The organism is Allokutzneria oryzae (assembly GCF_042429765.1).
GTDB lineage: Bacteria > Actinomycetota > Actinomycetes > Mycobacteriales > Pseudonocardiaceae > Allokutzneria > Allokutzneria oryzae.
The window spans coordinates 299,857-318,093 of the sequence record NZ_JBHLZU010000014.1 but is presented as its reverse complement, the minus strand read 5'-3'; the positions used below and the strand labels follow the sequence as shown (position 1 = coordinate 318,093).

Genomic DNA, 18,237 nt, shown 5'->3' with positions numbered 1-18,237 from the left:
CGGACACCTTACACACACTTTTTGCGTGGCGCGCAAAATTGCGTAACCGCACGAATGCCCCCGAATCGGGTGATCCGGGGGCATATCGGACCGGCTCAGACGAAGGCCGAGTGGCCGGTGACCGCCTTGCCCACGATCAGCGTGTTCATCTCACGGGTGCCCTCGAACGAGTAGATCGCTTCAGCGTCGGCGAAGAACCGCGCGATGTCGTGGTCGAGCACGATGCCGTTGCCGCCGAAGAGCTCCCGGCACCACGCCACCACCTCGCGCATCCGCGCGGTGACGTGGGCCTTGGCCAACGAGGAGTGCTCGTCGCGGAAGACGCCCTGGTCCTGCAGCCGCGCGAGCTGCGCCAGCATGCCCCACGACGCGGTGATGTTGCCGAGGCTGCGCACGAGCAGGTCCTGCACGAGCTGGAACCGCGCGATCGGGCGGCCGAACTGCTCGCGCTCCTTGGCGTAGCTCAGCGCGAGCTCGTAGGCGCCGACCATCACGCCCAGCGCCTGCCACGCGACGCCGCCGCGGGTGGCGCGCAGGATCTCCGCGACGTCGCGGAAGGAGTTGATCCGCTGGAGCCGGTTGGCCTCGGGCACCCGCACGTCGGTCAGGGTGATCTCGGCGTTCTCCACGATGCGGAATCCGGTCTTGCCCTCGATCTTCACCGCCGTGAAGCCCGGAGCGCCCTTCTCGACGACGAACCCCTTGACCTTGTCGTCGGCCTCGTCGCGCGCCCACACCACGATGAGGTCGGCGAAGGTGGCGTTGCCGATCCAGCGTTTCGCGCCGTTGAGCACCCACTCCTCACCCACGCGCCGCGCGGTGGTGCGCATGCCGCCAGCGACGTCGGAGCCGCCGAGCGGCTCGGTCATCGCGAACGCGCCGATCTTGTCCATCGCGGCCATCGCGGGCAGCCACCGGTCCCGCTGCTCCTGGTCGCCGCCCTGGTACACGCTGTACATCGCGAGTCCACTGTGGACGCCGTAGAACGTGCCGGTGGAGGCGTCCACCCGGCTGTACTCCATGGCCAGCGTGCCGAGCAGCAGGTTGCTCGCCCTGGGCAGCGGGTCGCCGTAGCCCTCGTAGGCCAGCCCGGCAAGGCCGAGCTCGCGGAACTTGCCGATGAACTCGCGCGGGAACTCGCCCTTGGCCCAGTACTCGTTGACGTGCGGGCTGATCTCGGTGCGCAGGAACTCCCGGACCCGGGTCAGGATCTTGCGCTCGTCCTCGGCCAGCAGGTCCTCGTAGGCGTAGAAGTCCGCGGTGAGCAGGTCGTTGGTCATGACTGGTTCTCCGATCCCGTTGTCTTCTCCGACGCTGTTGTCGCGGACAGCACCGCGAGCTGCTTGCGGTCGCGCGTCTTGGTCAGCTCGGCGTAGGAGGAGCCGCCGTAGTCGCGCTCGACGGCCTCGATCACCCGCTCCTGGGACTCCGGTGACAGCGAAGGAGTCCCCAGGGAGTCCCACATCCGTCGCATCGACGCGCCGATGTGCTCGCTCATGTGCCGGTACCCGCCCGGGCCGCCACCGAGGTGTGAGCCGAGGAACGGCCCCACGGTCGCCCACCGCAGACCGAGCGAGTTCGTGATCACGGTGTCCAGTTCTGCGGGAGTCACAACACCTTGCTGCACAAGGTGAACAGCCTCGCGCTGCAACGCGTTCTGCAACCGGTTGCCGACGAATCCCGGCAGCTCCTTGCGCTCCACGACCGGGGTGCGGCCGACGGAGCGGTAGAACTCCACCGCGCGCCGGACCGCGTCCTCGGCGGTGCGTTCGCCGGGAACGACCTCGACCAGCGGCATGATGTGCGGCGGGTTGAACGGGTGTCCGATGAGGACTCTCGCAGCGTCCTCAGTGGACAGATCACCGGTGAACGCGGTCGAGGGGATCGCCGAGGAGGAGCTGAGCAACAACGCGTGCGCGGGGGCCTCGCGGGCCACCTCGGCGAACAGCTTCCGCTTGAGCTCCACGTCCTCGGGACCGTTCTCCTGCACGATGTCCGCGCCGTGAACCGCTTCGGCGACGCTGTCCGCCAAGTGCACGCGGTCGGCGATCCCTCGCACGTCGAGCCCTTGGGTCGCGAGGTGCGGTCCGAAGGTGGTCAGTGCCTCGCGAACCGCGTCGGCGAGGTCGGGTCGGGGGTCGGTGACGCGGACCTCGGCGCCGTGCGCGGCGAACAGCGCCGCCCAGGACAGACCGATCGTGCCCGCGCCGATGACAGCGGTTCTCATCGCTGAGCCTCCGAGAGGTAGTCGTGCACCGGCGTGACCCTGGGCAGGGTGAGGTCGGTGATGATGTGGCTCGCGGAGACGACCTCCAGCACGGGGAGGTCGGCCATCGGCGCGAGCACGTGCTCGAACAGCTGCAACCGGGCCGGTCCGGTCCACGCCTGCTTCACGGTGATGTCGGTGATCCGGGAACGGACCAGCTCCGCGACTCGTGGTGCGCCGTCGTAGCCCGGCGCCAGCTTGAGCATGTAGGTCGGAACGGTGATCTGCGCGGCGGCCTCGGCCGGGTCGAGCGAGTGGTGCTTGTAGCCCATGGTCGCCGTCGCCACCCGGAGCGAGCCGTAGTCCAACGTGCCGACCAGAGCGCCGTGGTCGACGTACAACCTCGGCGTGCCAATGGTTTTCGGGTACGCGCTCACCTCGCGGCCGGACGCGGTCGCCGGGAAGTTGTCGAGGTACATGGCGTGCAGGAACTCGCCGCGCTCACCCTCGAAGCTGACCGGGATCGCCTGCCCGGACTCGGTGTAGGGGCCGTAGCCGCTGACGTCGCCCATCTTCATGACCTCGAAGCGCACCAACGGTTCTTCGATCCGCAGCGGCTCCGGGACCACGGCGCGCAGCGCGTCGATGTCGGTGCGGTAGACGATGTTCAGGTACTCGCGGTCGGTGAACCTGGGCGTCACGGGGGCGAACGCGGGGTTCACCAGCGGCGTGGTCACGTGCTGGAGCACATCCTGGCTTCGCACGGTCTCACCTCCCGGTCCAGGTCGGCAGGCGGCGCTCAGCGAAGGCGGTCATGCCCTCGCGCACGTCGGCCGATGCCATCAACGCGGCGATTTCCTTGTCCTGCACGGCATACGCCTCGTCCTCGGTGACTCCGTCCGCGGCGCGCACGACCCGTTTCACGGCGGCCAGCGCGAGCGGCGCGTTCGCGGCGACGTGCTCGGCGAGCTGGATCGCCGCCGCGGCGGCCTCGCCGTTCGGCACGAGGCGGTTCACCAGGCCGACGTGCTCGGCGCGGTCGGCGGTGATCGGGTCACCGGTCAGCAGCAGCTCCATCGCCAGGTGGTGCGGCAGCCGCTTGGGCAGCCGGATCGCCCCGCCGCCCGCCGCGATCAACCCGCGCGCCACCTCCGGCAGCCCGAACCTGGCGCCCTCGGCGGCCACGACCAGGTCGCACGACAGGGCGAGCTCGAAGCCGCCGCCGACGGCCCAGCCCTCCACGGCGGCGATCAGCGGCTTGGTGGTCTCCGCCCTGGCGAGCCCGCCGAACCCCCGGCCGGGGACGGTGGGCGACTCGCCCGTGAGCGCGGCCTTGAGGTCCATGCCCGCGCTGAACGTGCCGCCGGTTCCGGTGAGCACGCCGACCCGCAGGCCGGGTTCCTGCTCAAGCCGGTCGATCGCGGCGGAGAGCTTGGCCGCGACGGCGGCGTTCACCGCGTTCCTCGCGCCCGGCCGGTCGATCGTGATCAGCAGCGTCGATCCGATGACCTCGGTGCGAACCTCGGTGCTCATGCCATGACCTCCAGCTCCCGCAGGACCTCCTCGGTGTGCTCGCCCGGCCGCGCGGCGAGGCGGCGGATCGAGGCGGGCGTCGCGGAGAAGCGCACCGGGATGCCGATCGTGCGGATCGGGCCCTCGGTCGGGTGCTCCACCACGTCGAGCAGGTGGCCGTCGCGGACGTAGGGGTCCTCGTGCGCGGTCTCCAGCTCCAGCACCGGCGCCATCGGGATGCTGTGCTCCGCGCACACCCGCGACCACTCGTCCGTGGTCAGCGCGGGGGAGCACTCCTCGATCAGCAGCCCCAGCTCCTCGGCGTCGTCGCTGTTGATCACTTCGCCGTTGACCAGCGGGTGGCTGACCAGGTCGTGGCGCCCTGCGGCGGCGAAGAAGTCGCGGTAGTTCCGCGGCGTGTACGGGATCACGCAGGCCAGGCCGTCCTTGGTGGGCACCGCGCGGTGGGAGCTGGCCATCGCCAGCGGGTAGCCGCTCGGCCCGAGCGGGGGCTCGAAGGTGTGCCCGGCCAGGTGCTCGACCATGTTGAAGGCGATCAGGGTGTCGGTCATCGGCACCTCCACGTGCTGGCCGCGCCCGGTGGCCCGCTGGTGCACCAGCGCAGCGAGCAGCGAGTACACGATGGTCAGCGACGACACCTTGTCGCCGAGGATCGTGGGCAGGTAGTTGGTCATGCCCAGCGCGCGGTTGGCGATGTCCACCAGCCCGGACGCGGCCTGCACGGTCTCGTCGTAGGCGGCGTTGCCCGCGCGGTCGGAGTCACCGCGGAAACCCTGTGCGTGCACGTAGATCAGCCGAGGGTTGCGTTCGGCGAGCTCGTCGTAGGTCATCCGCAGCCTGCCCAGCGCACCCGGCCGCATGTTGGTGATCACCGCGTCGGCGGAGTCGAGCAGTCGCAGCGCCCGTTCCCGGTCGGTGTCGTCCTTGAGGTTCAGCGAGACGCTGCGCTTGTTGCGGTTGACGTTCATGCTCAGCGGCGTCATGCCGGGGGAGCGGTGGTGGTTGCCGCGGCGCGCGGTGTCGTTCGGCGACTCGATCCTGATCACGTCGGCGCCCAGGTCTCCGAGGATCTGCGCCGCGTACGGCCCCATCACCACGGTGGACAGGTCGATCACCCGCACGCCGTCCAGGGGACCCGCCTGCTCTGTCATCACTGCCACCTCGCGCTTGTCCGTCGAATTCTTTCGCGTTCACCGGAAACGCTATGACGGAATGCGCGCGAGTGGAATGATCAAGTGGCGAACAATGGTATGACCACGGTGGTCATACCGAATGCTGTGCCGCGAATATCCTTTTTGCCGTCTCGATCAGGTCGTGCAGGTAGGTGCCCTCCTTGGCCCGGTCCGCGTGCCAGACCAGGGCCGTTGACAGGCGTGGGTCGAAGTCGGAGAACGGCAGCAGCGCGAGGTTCTCCCGCTGGTAGAGGTGCATGGGGCTGTCCGGCTCGATGATGGTGACCGAGAACGCGAGGCCGCTCGAAATGATTTCCGCGATTCCGGCGTAATCAACCTGGTTGAGCTGGAGCCTTTTCCTGACCCCGGCCTCGTCGAGATGGGAGTCCAGCCGCTGGAAATACGCGGGGGTGGAGTCCGGTGGCGAGGGGACGTAGGGCAGGTCGACCAGGTCCCGCAGCGCCACCGACTCCCACCCGGCGAAGCGGTCGGCGGGCACGGCCGCGCCCAGCCGCTCGGAGAACACCTCGACCGCCGTCAGCGCCGCCACGGTGACCGGCATCCGCACCAGCGCCATCGCCAGCCTGCCCTCGCGCACACCCGCCATCAGATCGGCCGAGGTGCCCGGCCACAGCTTCACGTCGTACGCCTCGCCGCAGTCGTGCTCCAGCTCCCGCAACCGCCCGCGCAGCACCGGGTGCAGGCTCGGCGCCACCCCGACGAAGACCGTGGAGCGCGCGGGGTTCATCGCCTCGCGCAGCCGCCACGGCACGGAGTCGAACTTCTCCACGAGCTCCCGCGCGATCGGCAGTAACGCCTCTCCGGCCTCGCTCATCCGCACCCCGTGCGTGCTGCGGTGGAACAGCGTCCTGCCGAGCTCGTGCTCCAGGTCCTTGATCCGCTGGCTGAGCGGGGACGCCGCCATGTGCAGCTTGCGCGCCGCCTGGGAGAAGTTCAGCTCGTCCGCGACCGCCACGAAGTAGCGCAGGTGAAACATCTCCACCCGGCAACCCTACCGGCGCGGTCGGTCTAGCAGAGCCGCTCCAGGGGCCCGTCCAGCTCGGCGAAGGCCAGCGACCACAGGCGGCACAGCTCGGCACCGTTGCGCACCGACGGGTCCAGCACGAAGCCGACCCCGGCGCGGTCGGCGTGGGTGACCAGGTACGCGCCGAGCCAGTGCCCCACCGGCAGCGGGCCGAGCGGGACCAGCTCCCGCATCCGCGCCCCGTGGAAGCCCGGCTCCCACTCCGGCCCGTGCACCGCGCTCGCGATCAGCGCGGCGTGCCTGGTGGAGAACGACGTCGCCACCGCCCTGGTGGCCAGCCACGGTGACGAGGCCTCGGAACTCACCGGCTCGTCCCCGATCCCCTGGGTGGCCTTCGCGATCGTGTCCAGCCGCCGGACCGGGTCGGGGTCGTGGCAGGGCAGCTGCACCCGCGGTGGCGCGATGCGGTTGCCGAACAGTGTCCACACCGGACGCGGCGTCCCTCGGTCCCACGGGGTGTGCCGCCATTCACGCACGGCGGTGGTGAGCGCGGCGAGGAACACGTCGTCGACGGAGACCCCGTGCCGCGCCGCCGCGCGCTCCAGGCGGGACCGGTCCACCTGGGCCCAGTGGAACCGGCGCTCACCGGAACCCTCGGCGCAGGTGAACGCCCGCCGTGCCAACGGGAAGTACCTGCCGAGCCTGCGCAGCGAGCCGCGCACCTGCCTCGGCGGCTCCTCCTCCGGGAGGTGGTGCTTCCCGCGCTGCGCGGGGATGTGCACGTCACCGCCGGTGTCGAAGAGCTCGGCGAGCACCTGGACCACCGACGCCCCGTCGAGCAGCGCGTGGTGCGCCTTGAACACCACGGCCCACTCGTCGCGCGAGTAGCCCCGGATCAGCCACACCTCCCACAGCGGGCGGTCGGTGCGCAGCCGGGCCGACATGATCTGCTCCACCGCGGTGCGCAGCTCCGTCCCCGTGGGACAGACCCACTGCCGCACGTGCCCGTGGACGTCCAGCTCCGCCACGTGCCGCCAGCTTCCGGTGTCCTCTGTGGACACCGCGAGCCGCAACCGCGACCGGGCGCGCAGTCCGGGCCGCAGCGCCTCGCGGAAGTCCTCCAGCGTCGGCGGCCTGCCCTCGACGCGGCCCATCGCGCCGACCGACAGGTTTCCCGTCCGGTACCGCGCCTCGTGGGACAGCAGCGCGCACTCCAGGCCGTTCAGCCGCGCCGAGGCGTCGGCCGAGTGCCGAGGTCGCTCGTCGGCGTGGGTCTGAACTCGGTCTGTGAGCACCGGGGTCACCGTTTCGTGTGGAGTCAGCCGAGGAAGGTCCTCAACGGGTGAAGCGTCGAATTGTCCTGTGATTCCAGTTCATCGCGGTTTTGCTGATCATCACATTCCCCGTGGCGGGCGGCAACCGGAGTGCGGTCGCCGCCCGCGCGCGGCGCGGTTCGCGAGGTTGGCCGCCGAAAGCCGTGGATGGCGCATTTGCCTTCTCCGCGTTCGCATGTCCGGTGCGATCGGGCGACGGGCGATCGGAGTACCCGAGGTATCACCCTGTTCGCGCGTATCTCTGCGGCCCCGAACGGGACAGGATTTGGGTTTCCTCCCCGGAAACGGGGCTCGCGGAGCGGAACGGCGGGAGAACGGGGTGACCGTGAAGGCCGACAAGTACGTCGCGATGTACTTCGACGCGCTGGGCGCCATCGACACCGTCTCAGCGGAACGGTTGGTCACCGAGCTGCTGGAGTCCGGAACCGGGCTCGGCTGGATCGTGAGCAACGTGATCCTGCCCGCCCAGCGCAGGGTCGGCGACGCGTGGGAGGCCGAGAAGTGGAATGTCGCCCAGGAACACGCCGCCACCAGCATCAGCGAGCAGGTACTCGCGGTACTCGGCTCCGCGCAGCGGGAGCTGAGCAGCGGCAAGCAACTCGTCGTCGCCTGCGTCGAGGACGAGCTGCACTCCCTGCCGGCGCGGGCGACCGCGACCGTGCTCGCGGGTGAGGGGCACCGGCTGACCTATCTCGGTGCCTCCGTGCCCGCCGCCGACCTCCGGCGGTTCGTCGCGCACGTGCGTCCGGAGGCCGTGCTGCTGTCCTGCCTGCTGACCGCGCGGATTCCGCAGGCCGCACGGGCGGTCAACGCACTGCACGGGCTGACCCACCGGATCCTGGTCGGCGGCACCGGGTTCGGGCCGGAAGGGGTGTGGGCGACCAAGCTCGGCGATGTGACCTGGGCGCGCGATGCCGAGCAGGTCATGGAGTTCCTGGACGCGCCGCTGCCCGCGTTGTCCGGAGGGAAGGCGGCCCCGCGGCCGCGGCCGCACGAGCTCGACGTCGACCGGATCGGCGCCCGGCGCGACCACCTGATCGACCGGGGCATGACGGTGCTGAGCCCGCACCTGCGCAAGCGGCCCAAGCGGGACGACATGTTCGCGCTGTTCGTTGCCGACGTGCTCGGCCAGTTGGCCGACACCCTGGTGGCCGCGGTCTTCGTCAACGATCCCGCCGTGTTCGACCAGTTCGTGCGCTGGCTGCGCCGGGTGGCCTACCGCCGCGGCATCCCCTCGCACCAGATCGACCAGGTCCTCAGCCGTTGGCACAAGGACCTCGAAGGAGTGCCGAAAGCCCGGTGCGCCATCGGCGTCGCGCTGGAGGAGGCCTAGCAGCCCGCAAAGCCAGCCCGGGCCGTTCGACGCGATGGAGGACCGCTTGTCTCGCTTGCTGACGCCACCTGGTCTGTCGAGGCGTCCCGGAGTGGGCAGGCGGCGGTTCGCATAACCGCGCGCTTCGAGGTCATCATGCTCGTCGAGAAGCTCGTCGCGCGCCTGGTCGCGCGGGACACGGAAGCACTCGCGCGCCTGTTCGCCGACGAGGTGGTGTGGTGGACCGCGCCCATCCCCGGCGCGCCGTGGCCCACGGAGGTGCGCACCGCTCGCGAGGTCGAGTCGTACTTCCTGGCCTACCTCTCGGTGTTCGAGCTGACCAGAATGACCGTGCGGCATCTCGTCGTCGACCGGGGCGACGCGGTGCTCGTCGGGCGGGCCCACGGGCGGGTGGCGGCCTCGGGCCGGGACTTCTCCTACGACTTCGCGATGGTGTTGTCCGTGCGGTGCGACCGGATCACCGAGCTGCGGATGTTCGAGGACTCGCTGGCGATAGCTGCTGCGCTGACGTCGTCGCCCGGGGGATGATGCGCTCGCACGCGGGCTCCGTAGTACCCCGCACCGCCGAAAGTGACTTGTGACCATGGTTTCGGGGCACCCAGTCCGCACAACACTCACCCCCCGGATACCCAGGTTCAGTGATCATCGATGCCTTTGACGTCACACAGGAACAAGGACAACACCCGCGAGCGGCTGCTCGTCGCCGCCGCGTCCGTCTTCGAGAGCCAGGGCTACGGCCAGGCTCGGCTGACTGACATCTGCCGGGCCGTCGGAGTCACGAAAGGAGCTCTGTACTGCCACTTCCCGTCCAAGGAGGCGCTCGCCCTCGCGTTGCTGGAGAAGCAGGCGGGGGTGTGGCACCGGCAGGCGGCGAGCGTTCGCCTGCGGCAGCCGAGCGAGCCCTACCGCCTGCAGGACCTGATCGACGTCACCTACGCGGTGCTCGCTGACCTGCGGCAGGACCCGGTGGCCAGGGCGGCGCACCGCGTGCTGTTCCAGGACCGGGTCTTCGACCTCGTCGGCGGGATGCAGGTGGTCAGCTGCGTCACGCTGGTCCGGGACATGCTGCACGAGGCCCAGCACCACGGCGAGCTGCGGCGGGACGTCGACCTGCGGGAGGCCGCCGAGGGGATCGTGGGCAGCGTCATCGGGGTGCGTGTGCTCTCCAGGGCGATGTGCGACTACGAGGACGTCACCGAACGGCTGGAGACCATGTGGCGGATGTGGGTGACCCTGTTGGCCGTCCCCACCTGCCGGGCGGCGCTGCGGGTGGGAGCGCTGCACGCGGCCATGGCCCCCCACGGCCTGTCCGGGGACGCACCGCGCGACTAGCGCCCGGACGCCGGAGATTCTCTGGGTATCACCCGCCTGCTGTCGGCTATCCCGGTCCACCTGATGTGACGATGAGGCCCGAGCGGGTGAGTGCGGCCCGCTCGGGCCGAAGGGTGCGAGTGGCCCGCGTGACGTCCGCAGGGGTGAGCTGCGTATCAGGGGATCTCCCAATGGGGGTGGGAGATCGACGTCCGCGGTCCACCGCATGGCCGGGTCCGCCGCACACGTCCTTATCCGGGCAGCAGAGGCGGACCCGGCTCCACCCCCGGACGCTCGCGATCAGTGAGGGATTTCCGTGAGGGGGAGGGACAAGGGAGGCAGTTGATGGAACAGGGGATTCTCCACAGTGTGGCGGACCTCGGCGACACGGTGATCGAGGGAGCACACACGATCGAGTTGCTGTGTGCCCTCGCCGCGCGGTGTGAGGAACTGCCCGGGGTGCGTTCGGCCATGGTGCTGCTGGCCGACTCGCGCGGGCGGTTGAGTTCCGTCGGCGGATCGGCGGGCCACCGGCGGTTGCTGGAGCTGTTCCGCCTGATGGAGAACGAAGGCCCGGGAGTGGACTGCCACAAGAGCGGGCAGCCGGTGGACTGCGATGACCTGACCACGGCGGTGGCCCGGTGGCCGGAGTTCGTCCCGGCCGCGCTGGACTGCGGTTTCGCCGCCGTGCGGTCGGTGCCCATGTGGCCGCACGGACGGCCCATCGGGATCGTGAACCTGCTGCGCGCGTCGGTGGGCCCGCTCGCCTCCGACGTCCAGACGGTCGCGCGGGTGTTCTCTCAGGTGACCACGTTCAACATCCTCAACTCGCGGAGGCGGTACTGGCATGAGGAGCCCGCCGGGGAGCACGAGGCCACGCTCAACTCGCCGATGCTCGTCGGGCAGGCGACTGGCCTGCTGGCCGAGCGCCACCAGATCAGCATCGGTGAGGCGCTCAACCGGTTGCTGACCTACGCGCGCAGGCACGACCAGCCCGTTTCCGAGGTCGCGGCGCTCGCCCTGTCCGGTGCGCCCGACTTCTTCTGACCCTCCACCACCGCCGGTCGCGGGCTCGCGGACCGTCTCTTCTGCGCCCGCGCGTCCGTGAGCCCGCGACCGGCCCATCGGGATCAGAGGAGCAGCGGGTTGAGGCAGGCGGCGAAGTCCCGCGGATGGGTGAGGAAGCCGGAGTGACCGCCAGGGAACACGATCGGGGTGAGGTCCAGCTGCTCGGCCAGCGCCCGCGCGCAGCGCTGCGCGGTGACGGCGCCGCTGTCGGCGCCGATGGCCACGACGAGCCGCGCCGTCTCCGCCTTGAGCGCGGTGATGTCCGGGCGGTGCTCCAGGACCGCGGGCATGTCGTTGCCCATGAAGAAGTCCAGGTTCACCAGTCGTTGCACGCTCGGCCGGATGGCAGGGGGCAGCGCGCCGGAGGACGGTGGCGTGCCTCCGCCCATGCGCTTGAGCTTCGGCGCCGCGGCGGGAACTCCCGAAGCGCGGTGGGTGTCGATGACGTCGGTCAGCTCCGCCACCGCCTCGTCCAGCTCCGTCCCGCTCAGCAGGGCTATCGCGAGTGGTTCGTGCGTGACCAGCGTGCGCACCTGGTCGGGGTGGCGGGCGAGCAGGTCGAGCGCGATGAGCCCGCCGATGCTGAGGCCCAGCACGTAGGCGGGCTCGCTGGTCACGGCGGCGAGCACCCGGTGCGCGTCCTCGCTGTGGGTGGTCAGGTCGTGTCCGTCGGTCCTGCCGCGGATCGTGCTCCGGGAGAGCCCGCGACGGTCGTAGGTGACCACGGTGTAGGTGTGGGTGAGCTGGTCGACGAGCGGGTCGGCGGCCTCGGCGATGCCGTCACCGCTCTGCAGGATCAGCAGGACCGGGCCGGAGCCGCGCACCCTGACGTGCAGCTCGGCACCGGGCGCAGGCACGGTCACCGTTCTTGTGTTCGTCTCCATGGCGCCACGGTAAAACATCAAATCTGATGCATCAAGTGTGATGTACTATTCGGTGGATGAGGGGTCTTGAGTTGTTCCTGTTGGGGCGCAGGCTGATGAAGATCGGGGAGCAGGCGATCGAGCCCTCCCACTTCCACCGGATGCCGGTGAGCGTGCGCTCGGTGATGCTCGACGTCTTCGAGCACCCGGACAGCTCGGTCAGCGAGATCACCGCCCGCACCGGCTTCCCGCAGAGCCACGTCTCGGCGTCGGTGGCCAGGCTCAGGGCCGAGGGCGTGCTGGTGACCTCGGTGGACCCGAAGGACCGCAGGCGGACCCTGGTGCGCGAGGCCCCGGACATCCCGCGCCGGGCCGAGCGGTTCGTGAAGTCCACAGTGGACGAGGTGCTGGCCGAGGCGCTGGGGACCGACGACCCGGACGAGGTGCGCGCGGCGGTGGAGTTCCTGGAGGACCTCGCGCGGCGGCTGGCTCGGGGCGCAGCCAACAAGACCAGGCTGTAGCGGGTCGGTCAGGGCTGTTCCCGGCGCCCCGGCCAGGTACGTCCAGTGGAGCGGCCCAGGCCGACCATCGCGCGGATTCGGCCCGATGCGCGGCCGTAGTTCCTTCCGGCTCCGGGCGCCGCGATCCGGAGGGGCGGTCCCAGTGGCAGGTTCCTGAGGTCTGCCAGCTCGTTCCGCAGGTCCGCGTTCGTGCCTGGGCTGGTCATCGTTCGCGGAACCGCTGGGCAGGATCCGGTTCGGCCGCTGGGGCCCTGGTGGCAGGGGTGAGCACCGCCGCTGTCCAGTGCGATCGTGGTGCGGATCTGGCCGAACGCGATCGCCCCGCCGGTGGTGCGGATCTGGCCGGAGGTCCGGTCACCGCCGAGAGGGGTTCCTCGCGGTCGTCGCCGCCTGGTCGGGACCGAGGTCGTCGAGCGGACCGCCGGTCACAGCCAGCTTGGCCGCCCGAGGCGACATGTCGGAGACGGAGAAGCTGTCCGTCCGGTGGTGTCGATCCGCTGCGGCGGGCTTGAGGTGTAACCGGCCACAGTGGACAGAGGGCGGTCCTCGGTCGCACCGGCTGACCGATCTGTGCCCGTGGCTCGCCTTACGTCAGCCGCGAGGTACAGGAACTGTGAGGGGTTTCGTTGGGTGGCGCCCTGTCCTGCCAGCGCGCTGAGCATCCGCTCGGGCGGGGTTCCTGCGCCAACCACCGTTGCGTGCCCCTGTCCTCCGAAGCCCGTCTGCCTCCCTCCCGCACTTCCAGCAACCCCTTACCTTTCAAAGACAGCAGCCAAGATCTCTGAACTCAGCCCCGGCAGGCCAACCCACCCGGGAACCGGGCGGTGGGCAGGCGTGGTCACCGGTCCAGGACGACGGCACTTACGTGCGGCAGAGTGATCCGGGACCCGCCAGCCCACTACCCCGGCACCTCGTACCGACCACCGCCGGTCGGCAGCATCGTCTGCCACGCCGTCCGGATATTGCGGCGGGGTTGTCGTTGTGGATCAACCCAGCTGGGTGGGATGAACACCGGGAGTCCGTCGTGGTCGAACTCGACTTCCCAGTCCCCGTCGTGGATCACCGTGTGGTGATGTCGACACAACAACACCGTGTTGCACAGGGCCGTCGGGCCACCTTCGGACCAGTGGATCACGTGATGGGCATCCGCCCACGCCGCGGGCATCGTGCACCCCGGGAACGCGCACCCCTTGTCCCGCACCGCCAACGCTGTGCGCAAGGGGCCGGTGACGGTGCGCTGGGCCTGGCCGACATCCAGGGGGATGCCCATGGTGTCCAGCACCACCGGGATGATCTTGGCGTCGCAGGCCATCCGCCGGATCGTCTTCGCCGTCATCGGCCCGCCCCAGGAGGCCCAGCCGCTGGAGAGGCCGTCGCGGAGGTCGGCGTAGTCGATGGTGACGCTGATGTGCGGGCGTTCCCCGCCGACCTTGGGCAGGTCACCGGCTTGCAGGGCTTGGGTGGTCAAGGCGACCAGGGCGTCGGCTTGGCGTTGGTCGGTCGAGCGGAGGTCGGCGTCGCCGTCGGCGGGTTGGGGTTTGGACAACGCGTGGATCGCGGTCCGGAACGCTTCCCCGCCTTCGGGGTCCAGACACCCGGTGAGGTGCACCCAGCCCCGCGCGTCCTGGGAGACCCGGAGGAAGCGTTTGGCGATGCCCTCGTTCTCCTCCGCCAGGGTGCCGTCCTGGTCCAGGACGGCGCGGAGGTGTTTTCCGGCCTTCTGCAGTTCTTTGTGGTTGAGGAACCGGGCCTGCTCGGCCAGGACCTTCTCGGCGTCGTCGGTGACTTCCACGGGGAGGGTGGCCGGGAGGGCGCGGAGGACGTCGGAGACGGCCAGGGCGTGGTCGAGGGTGATCTCACCCTCCCGCAACGCCTGCTGCGTCGAAGGGAGGGCGGGGAGTTCGTGGACGAGACGGCCGCGTCGGCGGGCCTCGTGCGGGGTGAGGTTGAGCGCGCCCCGCAGCAGGGCGGCGATGTCGCGGCAGCCGTGCCGCACGTGCAGGCTGCGCTGCTCGGCCTGGGTCGCTAACTCGTGGGAGACGGCGGTGATGAGGCGGGAGGCTTTCTCCAGGGCCTGCAACATCGGCAGGATGTCGGCCTCGGGCATCTGGTTCGAACGGCCGGACGCGAGGTGCTCCGACAAGTGATCGATGTAGTCGTGGGTGTCCAAGGGGATCACCTCCTTTCGGTTTCCATTGAACTCGAACACATGATCGACAGCAAAGCACGAGCGGGTGAAACCGTTGGGGTGAAAGGGAAATCGAAGACGCGGCACTCCCCATTCGGGTGACCGTCGCAGGGGATTTTCAAGCTGTGCAACGGATTTGGGGCTGACTCGGTCAGGTGGGGTTGACTGTCCTCAAGGGACTGTCGGAGGTGGTGGGATGGTTCAGGACCGGTGCAGGGGGAGGAGCGGGAAGGCCCACGGCGCACCGAGGTCGTCGTCGTAGTCGTCGTAGAGGCCCATCACCACGACCGGCCACAGGGTGTCGCCTTCGGGGTGCAGCCGGTAGGTCGGCCCCAGGTTCGGCGTGCCCGCCTCGATCTCCAGGTACTCCCGCCCCTCGCCGTCGGTGTTGGTGCTCGCGGGGAGGCGGTGGATCGCCTTCGTGCCTCCTCCGAGCAGTTCGGCGCTCTGGTACGGCGGTGCGCCCGGGGCGGGCGAGACCGTGACGCGGAGCCCGTCGTCGTGCTCGATCGTCACGGTCTTGCCGTCCTCGGCCGTCCACGTTCCTGGACCCACCGCCGTTCCTCCCACCCGGCGGGACGCTGTCAGCGGGCGAGGGTGGCGCGGAGAGCGCGGAAGAGGGTGCTCGGGCGGGCCAGGGACATCGGGTGCGCCATCATCGTGGTGACCGTGCTCAACCTGGCGTTGAGCTCCTGGTCCTTCATCGACGCTTCGAAGATCAGCTCGCTCAGCCAGTTGGTGATCTTGTAGCCGCGCGGGTACGGGCCGTCCACGTGCGGCAGGCCCAGATCGGCCTGGGTGGAGATCTGCCACGCCGCGTCGACGATCACCCGGACCCGGTCGAAGTAGGAGCGCGCGGGCCCGGTGAGCGAGGGGTTCTCGCGCAGGTAGGCCGACAGGCAGGAGGCGTGCAGCATCGCCGAGGTCATGCCCTGGCCGTACACCGGGTTGAACGAGGCCACCGCGTCACCGGCCGCGATCAGGCCGCCGGGAAGGCGGGTGAGCTCGTGGAACTCGCGGCGCCTGCTGTCGGCCTGGTGGTAGGTGATCACGTCGCCGATCAGCTCGCCGCGCTCGGCGATGTCGCCGAAGGCGGCGGGGAAGTCCCTGCGGCAGCGGGCCCGGAAGTCGGCCAGGTCCCTGGTCGGGCGGTCGTCGCCGTAACCCGCGATCAGCATGATCCAGCGGTCGCCCTCCACCGCGTTGATGCCGCCCATGCGCGCGGTGCGGCCCTTGCCCGGCGTCGTCTGCGCCACCATCACCTTGGTGTCGCTGATCGCGGGATCGCGGCGGAACACCGCCGTCGCGTAGTTGAGCTTGATCGGCATCCGCTTCATCGCCGGGCTCGGCCAGCCCGCGCGCTCCAGCCAGTCGCTGAGCTTGCTGGACCGGCCCATGCCGTCCACCACGAGGTCCGCCGGTTCGGTCACCGTCTCCCCGGAGCCGGTCGGCGCGTAGCGGACGGCGCTGACGCGGGTGCCGGAGAAGTCGATGCCCTCCGCCCGGCCGTTGACCAGGGTGATGTTCTCCACCGCCAGGGTTCTGCGGCGGACCAGGGTCTCCAGGAACGGCCTGGTGGTGACCAGCGCCCCCTCGCGCTTCTCCTTGGGCTGGAGGGTCGGCCGCAGCACGTCGTTGAGGTAGAGCTTGGCCTCATCGGCCTTGGGCACCTGCGCGCCGGCCGCGACGGCCTCGGCGGTGAAGCCGGGGAACCAGCGATCCAGCTGCACCTGGCCCGCGGGCAGCAGCGCGTGCACCTGGGTGCCCTGCGGCACTCCCGGTCTCGGCTCGTTGTCGACGTCGGAGTCGTCCCGCTCGATGATCAGGACCTGCTCGGCGTGGTCGCTGAGCACCCTGGCCGCGAGCAGCCCTGCCATGCTCGCGCCGAGCACCACGGCCCTGCGCATGATCACCTTGGTTCCGCTCGGGCGTTGCGCCGTGCTGATCTCGGCGAACAGCCGGGACGAAGAGGTCGCCACCACACACTCCTAGCTCGGTGCCCGCCGGGCCCCGTCCCTGGCGGCGGAGCACAGGACCCGGCGGTGAACAGATCCTTCCTATCGTGCCTCAGACCGCCGTGCGCTCGGTATGAGTCAGCTTCGTCCGCCGCCACGCCACGCCGAGGAAGCCGATGAGGCCGAGCAGTGGCAGCGCGCTCACCGACCAGCTCAGCGCGAGCGGTGGGCCGGGCTGGTCGAGCACCTTCAGGCCGGTCAGGGCGCCCTCGCCGCGTCCGGCGGGGCCGTCGATGGCGAACTTCAGCGTCCAGTTCCCCGGCAGGTCCAGCGACCGGATGTCCAGGCCCCACACCTCGCGCTTGCGGGGATGGCGGGCCAGCGGGGTGGTCCTGCCCCGCTCCGAACCCTCCGGCGTCTGCCGCAATGTGCCGGACTTGCCCTGGATGCCGTCGTCGGGGATGAACGTGAAGTCCAGTGACTGCATCGCGCGGACCGGCCACGTGCTGAAGCCGACCGTGAGCCCGTACGGCCCGACCTGGACCCGTTCGGTGTGCACCACGTTGACCGGCTCGTAGGCCAGCGCGACGGGCGCGCTCACCAGCAGCACGCCGAGCGCGGCGAGCAGGGACGAGAAGCGCCGGATCATCGGGCATCCTCCTTGGTGGTGAACGGAGCCGCCGCGCGCAGCACCAGGCCGAAGCGCCAGCCGAGCACCCCGGCCAGCAGCCCGAGCAGCGCGGCAACGGCACAGGTCAACGCGGTGTAGCCGAAGTCGCCGAAGGAGAACTCCCTGGTGATCGCGCGTTGCACCGGCGCGAGCGCGGTGATCGCGAACGCGCCGACGGCTCCGCTCAGCGGGGCCACGACACGGGCGGACCAGCCGTTGCGGCGGGCCAGGAACAGCAGCGCCTCCACGATCAGCGCCACGCCGAGCAGGCTCATCGGGATCAGGTTCGGCATCGCGGGCACGCCTTCGACGTAGTCCCGCACCGGCAGGCCGACCGAGTCCGCGTAGGTGTGCGCGGCCCACGGCGTGAACACCCACAGCACCGCCTGCAGCACCGCGACCGTGGCCGCCGCCAGCAGCGCCGCGCCCGGCCTCCGGAAGAACGAGGTGGCCGTGACCAGGAGGGTGACCGTGGTGAAGGCGATGCTGATGTCCACCGCCTGGATGCCCTCGTTGGCGTCGTTGAAGGCCAGCGAGGTGATCGTGAAGAACGCCACCAGCATCGCCACCGCCAGGAACACCCCGGCGCGGCCCCACGGCTGGTCCTTGGCCACCGCGAAGGTCATCAGCGAGCCGATGATCGTGGTGGAGATCGACAGCAGCAGGCCGATGTGCGGCGGCGAGTCGATCGTGGCGTCGAAGCCGTAGATGCCGTGCCACCACTGGTCCCACAGGCCGTAGACCAGGAACGTCGCCGCCGAGGTCCCGGTGACCAGGTAGGCGATCGGCGCGGCGAAGGTCCGGCCGAACACGCCGACCGCACGGCCGCCGACCGCCGGGTCCACCTCCCGTCCTGCGCGTTCGGCCGCGGTCGTGCGCAGGACCACGGTCAGCGCGGTGAGGCCGGTCAGCGCGCTGCCCGCGTAGAGGAACAGGTGCGGCAGCGTGAAGAACGTGTCCGGGCCGACGTCGATGTGCCACTGCACGTCCCAGCTCAGGCCGAACAGCGACAGCAGCGCTCCCAGGAGCACCACCATCGCGGGCGCGAGCCCTCTCGTGCCCGCGCGTGCCGTCGGTGCGGTCACAGCCATGGCCATA

Annotated in this window: 18 protein-coding genes; 5 read left to right on the top strand and 13 right to left on the bottom strand. The window is 70.2% G+C overall.

The window, feature by feature from the left end; all coding sequences use genetic code 11:
- Positions 1–95 precede the first annotated feature (95 nt).
- From ACFFQA_RS17445 to ACFFQA_RS17415, 7 genes are all read right to left on the bottom strand, one after another.
- Positions 96–1,280 (bottom strand): acyl-CoA dehydrogenase family protein, encoded by a 1,185-nt coding sequence (locus ACFFQA_RS17445; protein ID WP_377853021.1) that lies wholly within the window; start codon positions 1,278–1,280, stop codon positions 96–98.
- Positions 1,277–2,227: a 3-hydroxyacyl-CoA dehydrogenase NAD-binding domain-containing protein gene (locus ACFFQA_RS17440; RefSeq protein WP_377853020.1), complete on the bottom strand. Its 951-nt coding sequence runs from the start codon at positions 2,225–2,227 to the stop codon at positions 1,277–1,279. The genes ACFFQA_RS17445 and ACFFQA_RS17440 overlap by 4 nt, the downstream gene beginning before the upstream one ends.
- Positions 2,224–2,970, bottom strand: coding sequence for an acetoacetate decarboxylase (locus tag ACFFQA_RS17435; RefSeq protein ID WP_377853019.1), 747 nt, complete (start codon positions 2,968–2,970; stop codon positions 2,224–2,226). Before ACFFQA_RS17435 ends, ACFFQA_RS17440 begins: the two co-directional genes overlap by 4 nt.
- 4 nt (positions 2,971–2,974) lie before the next feature.
- On the bottom strand, positions 2,975–3,739 hold the full coding sequence (locus tag ACFFQA_RS17430; RefSeq protein WP_377853018.1) for a crotonase/enoyl-CoA hydratase family protein: 765 nt from the start codon (positions 3,737–3,739) through the stop codon (positions 2,975–2,977).
- The gene (locus ACFFQA_RS17425; protein ID WP_377853017.1) at positions 3,736–4,890 is read right to left on the bottom strand and encodes a CaiB/BaiF CoA transferase family protein; all 1,155 of its coding nucleotides are present in this window, start codon (positions 4,888–4,890) and stop codon (positions 3,736–3,738) included. Before ACFFQA_RS17425 ends, ACFFQA_RS17430 begins: the two co-directional genes overlap by 4 nt.
- 112 nt (positions 4,891–5,002) lie before the next feature.
- The gene (locus ACFFQA_RS17420; RefSeq protein ID WP_377853057.1) at positions 5,003–5,908 is read right to left on the bottom strand and encodes a LysR family transcriptional regulator; all 906 of its coding nucleotides are present in this window, start codon (positions 5,906–5,908) and stop codon (positions 5,003–5,005) included.
- Between the two features lie 32 nt (positions 5,909–5,940).
- Positions 5,941–7,191, bottom strand: coding sequence for a wax ester/triacylglycerol synthase domain-containing protein (locus tag ACFFQA_RS17415; protein WP_377853016.1), 1,251 nt, complete (start codon positions 7,189–7,191; stop codon positions 5,941–5,943).
- Between the two features lie 358 nt (positions 7,192–7,549).
- Between ACFFQA_RS17415 and ACFFQA_RS17410 the strand changes: the two genes are divergently transcribed.
- The 4 genes from ACFFQA_RS17410 (at position 7,550) to ACFFQA_RS17395 (ending at position 10,921) form a co-directional block, all read left to right on the top strand.
- Positions 7,550–8,563, top strand: a complete 1,014-nt coding sequence (locus ACFFQA_RS17410; protein WP_377853015.1) for a cobalamin B12-binding domain-containing protein — start codon at positions 7,550–7,552, stop codon at positions 8,561–8,563.
- Between the two features lie 135 nt (positions 8,564–8,698).
- Positions 8,699–9,091 (top strand): nuclear transport factor 2 family protein, encoded by a 393-nt coding sequence (locus ACFFQA_RS17405; RefSeq protein WP_377853014.1) that lies wholly within the window; start codon positions 8,699–8,701, stop codon positions 9,089–9,091.
- 126 nt (positions 9,092–9,217) lie between these two features.
- Positions 9,218–9,895 (top strand): ScbR family autoregulator-binding transcription factor, encoded by a 678-nt coding sequence (locus ACFFQA_RS17400; protein ID WP_377853013.1) that lies wholly within the window; start codon positions 9,218–9,220, stop codon positions 9,893–9,895.
- A 324-nt stretch (positions 9,896–10,219) separates the two neighbouring features.
- Positions 10,220–10,921 carry a GAF and ANTAR domain-containing protein gene (locus tag ACFFQA_RS17395; RefSeq protein ID WP_377853012.1) on the top strand — a complete coding sequence of 234 codons (702 nt, stop codon included), beginning with the start codon at positions 10,220–10,222 and terminating at the stop codon, positions 10,919–10,921.
- An 83-nt stretch (positions 10,922–11,004) separates the two neighbouring features.
- Here the strand turns inward: ACFFQA_RS17395 and ACFFQA_RS17390 are convergent, their stop codons facing one another.
- On the bottom strand, positions 11,005–11,826 hold the full coding sequence (locus ACFFQA_RS17390; protein ID WP_377853011.1) for an alpha/beta fold hydrolase: 822 nt from the start codon (positions 11,824–11,826) through the stop codon (positions 11,005–11,007).
- 56 nt (positions 11,827–11,882) lie between these two features.
- Here ACFFQA_RS17390 and ACFFQA_RS17385 point away from each other — a divergent pair, with 56 nt between their 5' ends.
- Positions 11,883–12,326: a MarR family winged helix-turn-helix transcriptional regulator gene (locus ACFFQA_RS17385; RefSeq protein WP_377853010.1), complete on the top strand. Its 444-nt coding sequence runs from the start codon at positions 11,883–11,885 to the stop codon at positions 12,324–12,326.
- Positions 12,327–13,224: 898 nt separating this feature from the next.
- On the opposite strand, the gene ACFFQA_RS17380 is transcribed toward ACFFQA_RS17385, so the two are convergent.
- From ACFFQA_RS17380 to ACFFQA_RS17360, 5 genes are all read right to left on the bottom strand, one after another.
- Complete coding sequence (locus ACFFQA_RS17380) at positions 13,225–14,505, bottom strand: HNH endonuclease signature motif containing protein (protein ID WP_377853009.1); 1,281 nt, start codon at positions 14,503–14,505, stop codon at positions 13,225–13,227.
- Positions 14,506–14,715: 210 nt separating this feature from the next.
- On the bottom strand, positions 14,716–15,069 hold the full coding sequence (locus ACFFQA_RS17375) for a hypothetical protein (protein ID WP_377853008.1): 354 nt from the start codon (positions 15,067–15,069) through the stop codon (positions 14,716–14,718).
- A 29-nt stretch (positions 15,070–15,098) separates the two neighbouring features.
- Positions 15,099–16,493 carry an FAD-dependent oxidoreductase gene (locus tag ACFFQA_RS17370; RefSeq protein ID WP_377853007.1) on the bottom strand — a complete coding sequence of 465 codons (1,395 nt, stop codon included), beginning with the start codon at positions 16,491–16,493 and terminating at the stop codon, positions 15,099–15,101.
- Positions 16,494–16,581: 88 nt separating this feature from the next.
- Positions 16,582–17,118: a hypothetical protein gene (locus tag ACFFQA_RS17365; protein ID WP_377853006.1), complete on the bottom strand. Its 537-nt coding sequence runs from the start codon at positions 17,116–17,118 to the stop codon at positions 16,582–16,584.
- Positions 17,115–18,236: a hypothetical protein gene (locus ACFFQA_RS17360; protein WP_377853005.1), complete on the bottom strand. Its 1,122-nt coding sequence runs from the start codon at positions 18,234–18,236 to the stop codon at positions 17,115–17,117. The genes ACFFQA_RS17365 and ACFFQA_RS17360 overlap by 4 nt, the downstream gene beginning before the upstream one ends.
- Position 18,237: the final 1 nt, after the last annotated feature.

Excerpts from the sequence above, each read along its gene's own strand:
- ACFFQA_RS17445 (WP_377853021.1), bottom strand. The coding sequence starts at position 1,280 with ATGACCAACGACCTGCTCACCGCGGACTTCTACGCCTACGAGGACCTG.
- ACFFQA_RS17440 (WP_377853020.1), bottom strand. The coding sequence starts at position 2,227 with ATGAGAACCGCTGTCATCGGCGCGGGCACGATCGGTCTGTCCTGGGCG.
- ACFFQA_RS17430 (WP_377853018.1), bottom strand. The coding sequence starts at position 3,739 with ATGAGCACCGAGGTTCGCACCGAGGTCATCGGATCGACGCTGCTGATC.
- ACFFQA_RS17425 (WP_377853017.1), bottom strand. The coding sequence starts at position 4,890 with ATGACAGAGCAGGCGGGTCCCCTGGACGGCGTGCGGGTGATCGACCTG.
- ACFFQA_RS17420 (WP_377853057.1), bottom strand. The coding sequence starts at position 5,908 with ATGTTTCACCTGCGCTACTTCGTGGCGGTCGCGGACGAGCTGAACTTC.
- ACFFQA_RS17405 (WP_377853014.1), top strand. The coding sequence starts at position 8,699 with ATGCTCGTCGAGAAGCTCGTCGCGCGCCTGGTCGCGCGGGACACGGAA.
- ACFFQA_RS17395 (WP_377853012.1), top strand. The coding sequence starts at position 10,220 with ATGGAACAGGGGATTCTCCACAGTGTGGCGGACCTCGGCGACACGGTG.
- ACFFQA_RS17390 (WP_377853011.1), bottom strand. The coding sequence starts at position 11,826 with ATGGAGACGAACACAAGAACGGTGACCGTGCCTGCGCCCGGTGCCGAG.
- ACFFQA_RS17385 (WP_377853010.1), top strand. The coding sequence starts at position 11,883 with ATGAGGGGTCTTGAGTTGTTCCTGTTGGGGCGCAGGCTGATGAAGATC.
- ACFFQA_RS17365 (WP_377853006.1), bottom strand. The coding sequence starts at position 17,118 with ATGATCCGGCGCTTCTCGTCCCTGCTCGCCGCGCTCGGCGTGCTGCTG.
- ACFFQA_RS17360 (WP_377853005.1), bottom strand. The coding sequence starts at position 18,236 with ATGGCCATGGCTGTGACCGCACCGACGGCACGCGCGGGCACGAGAGGG.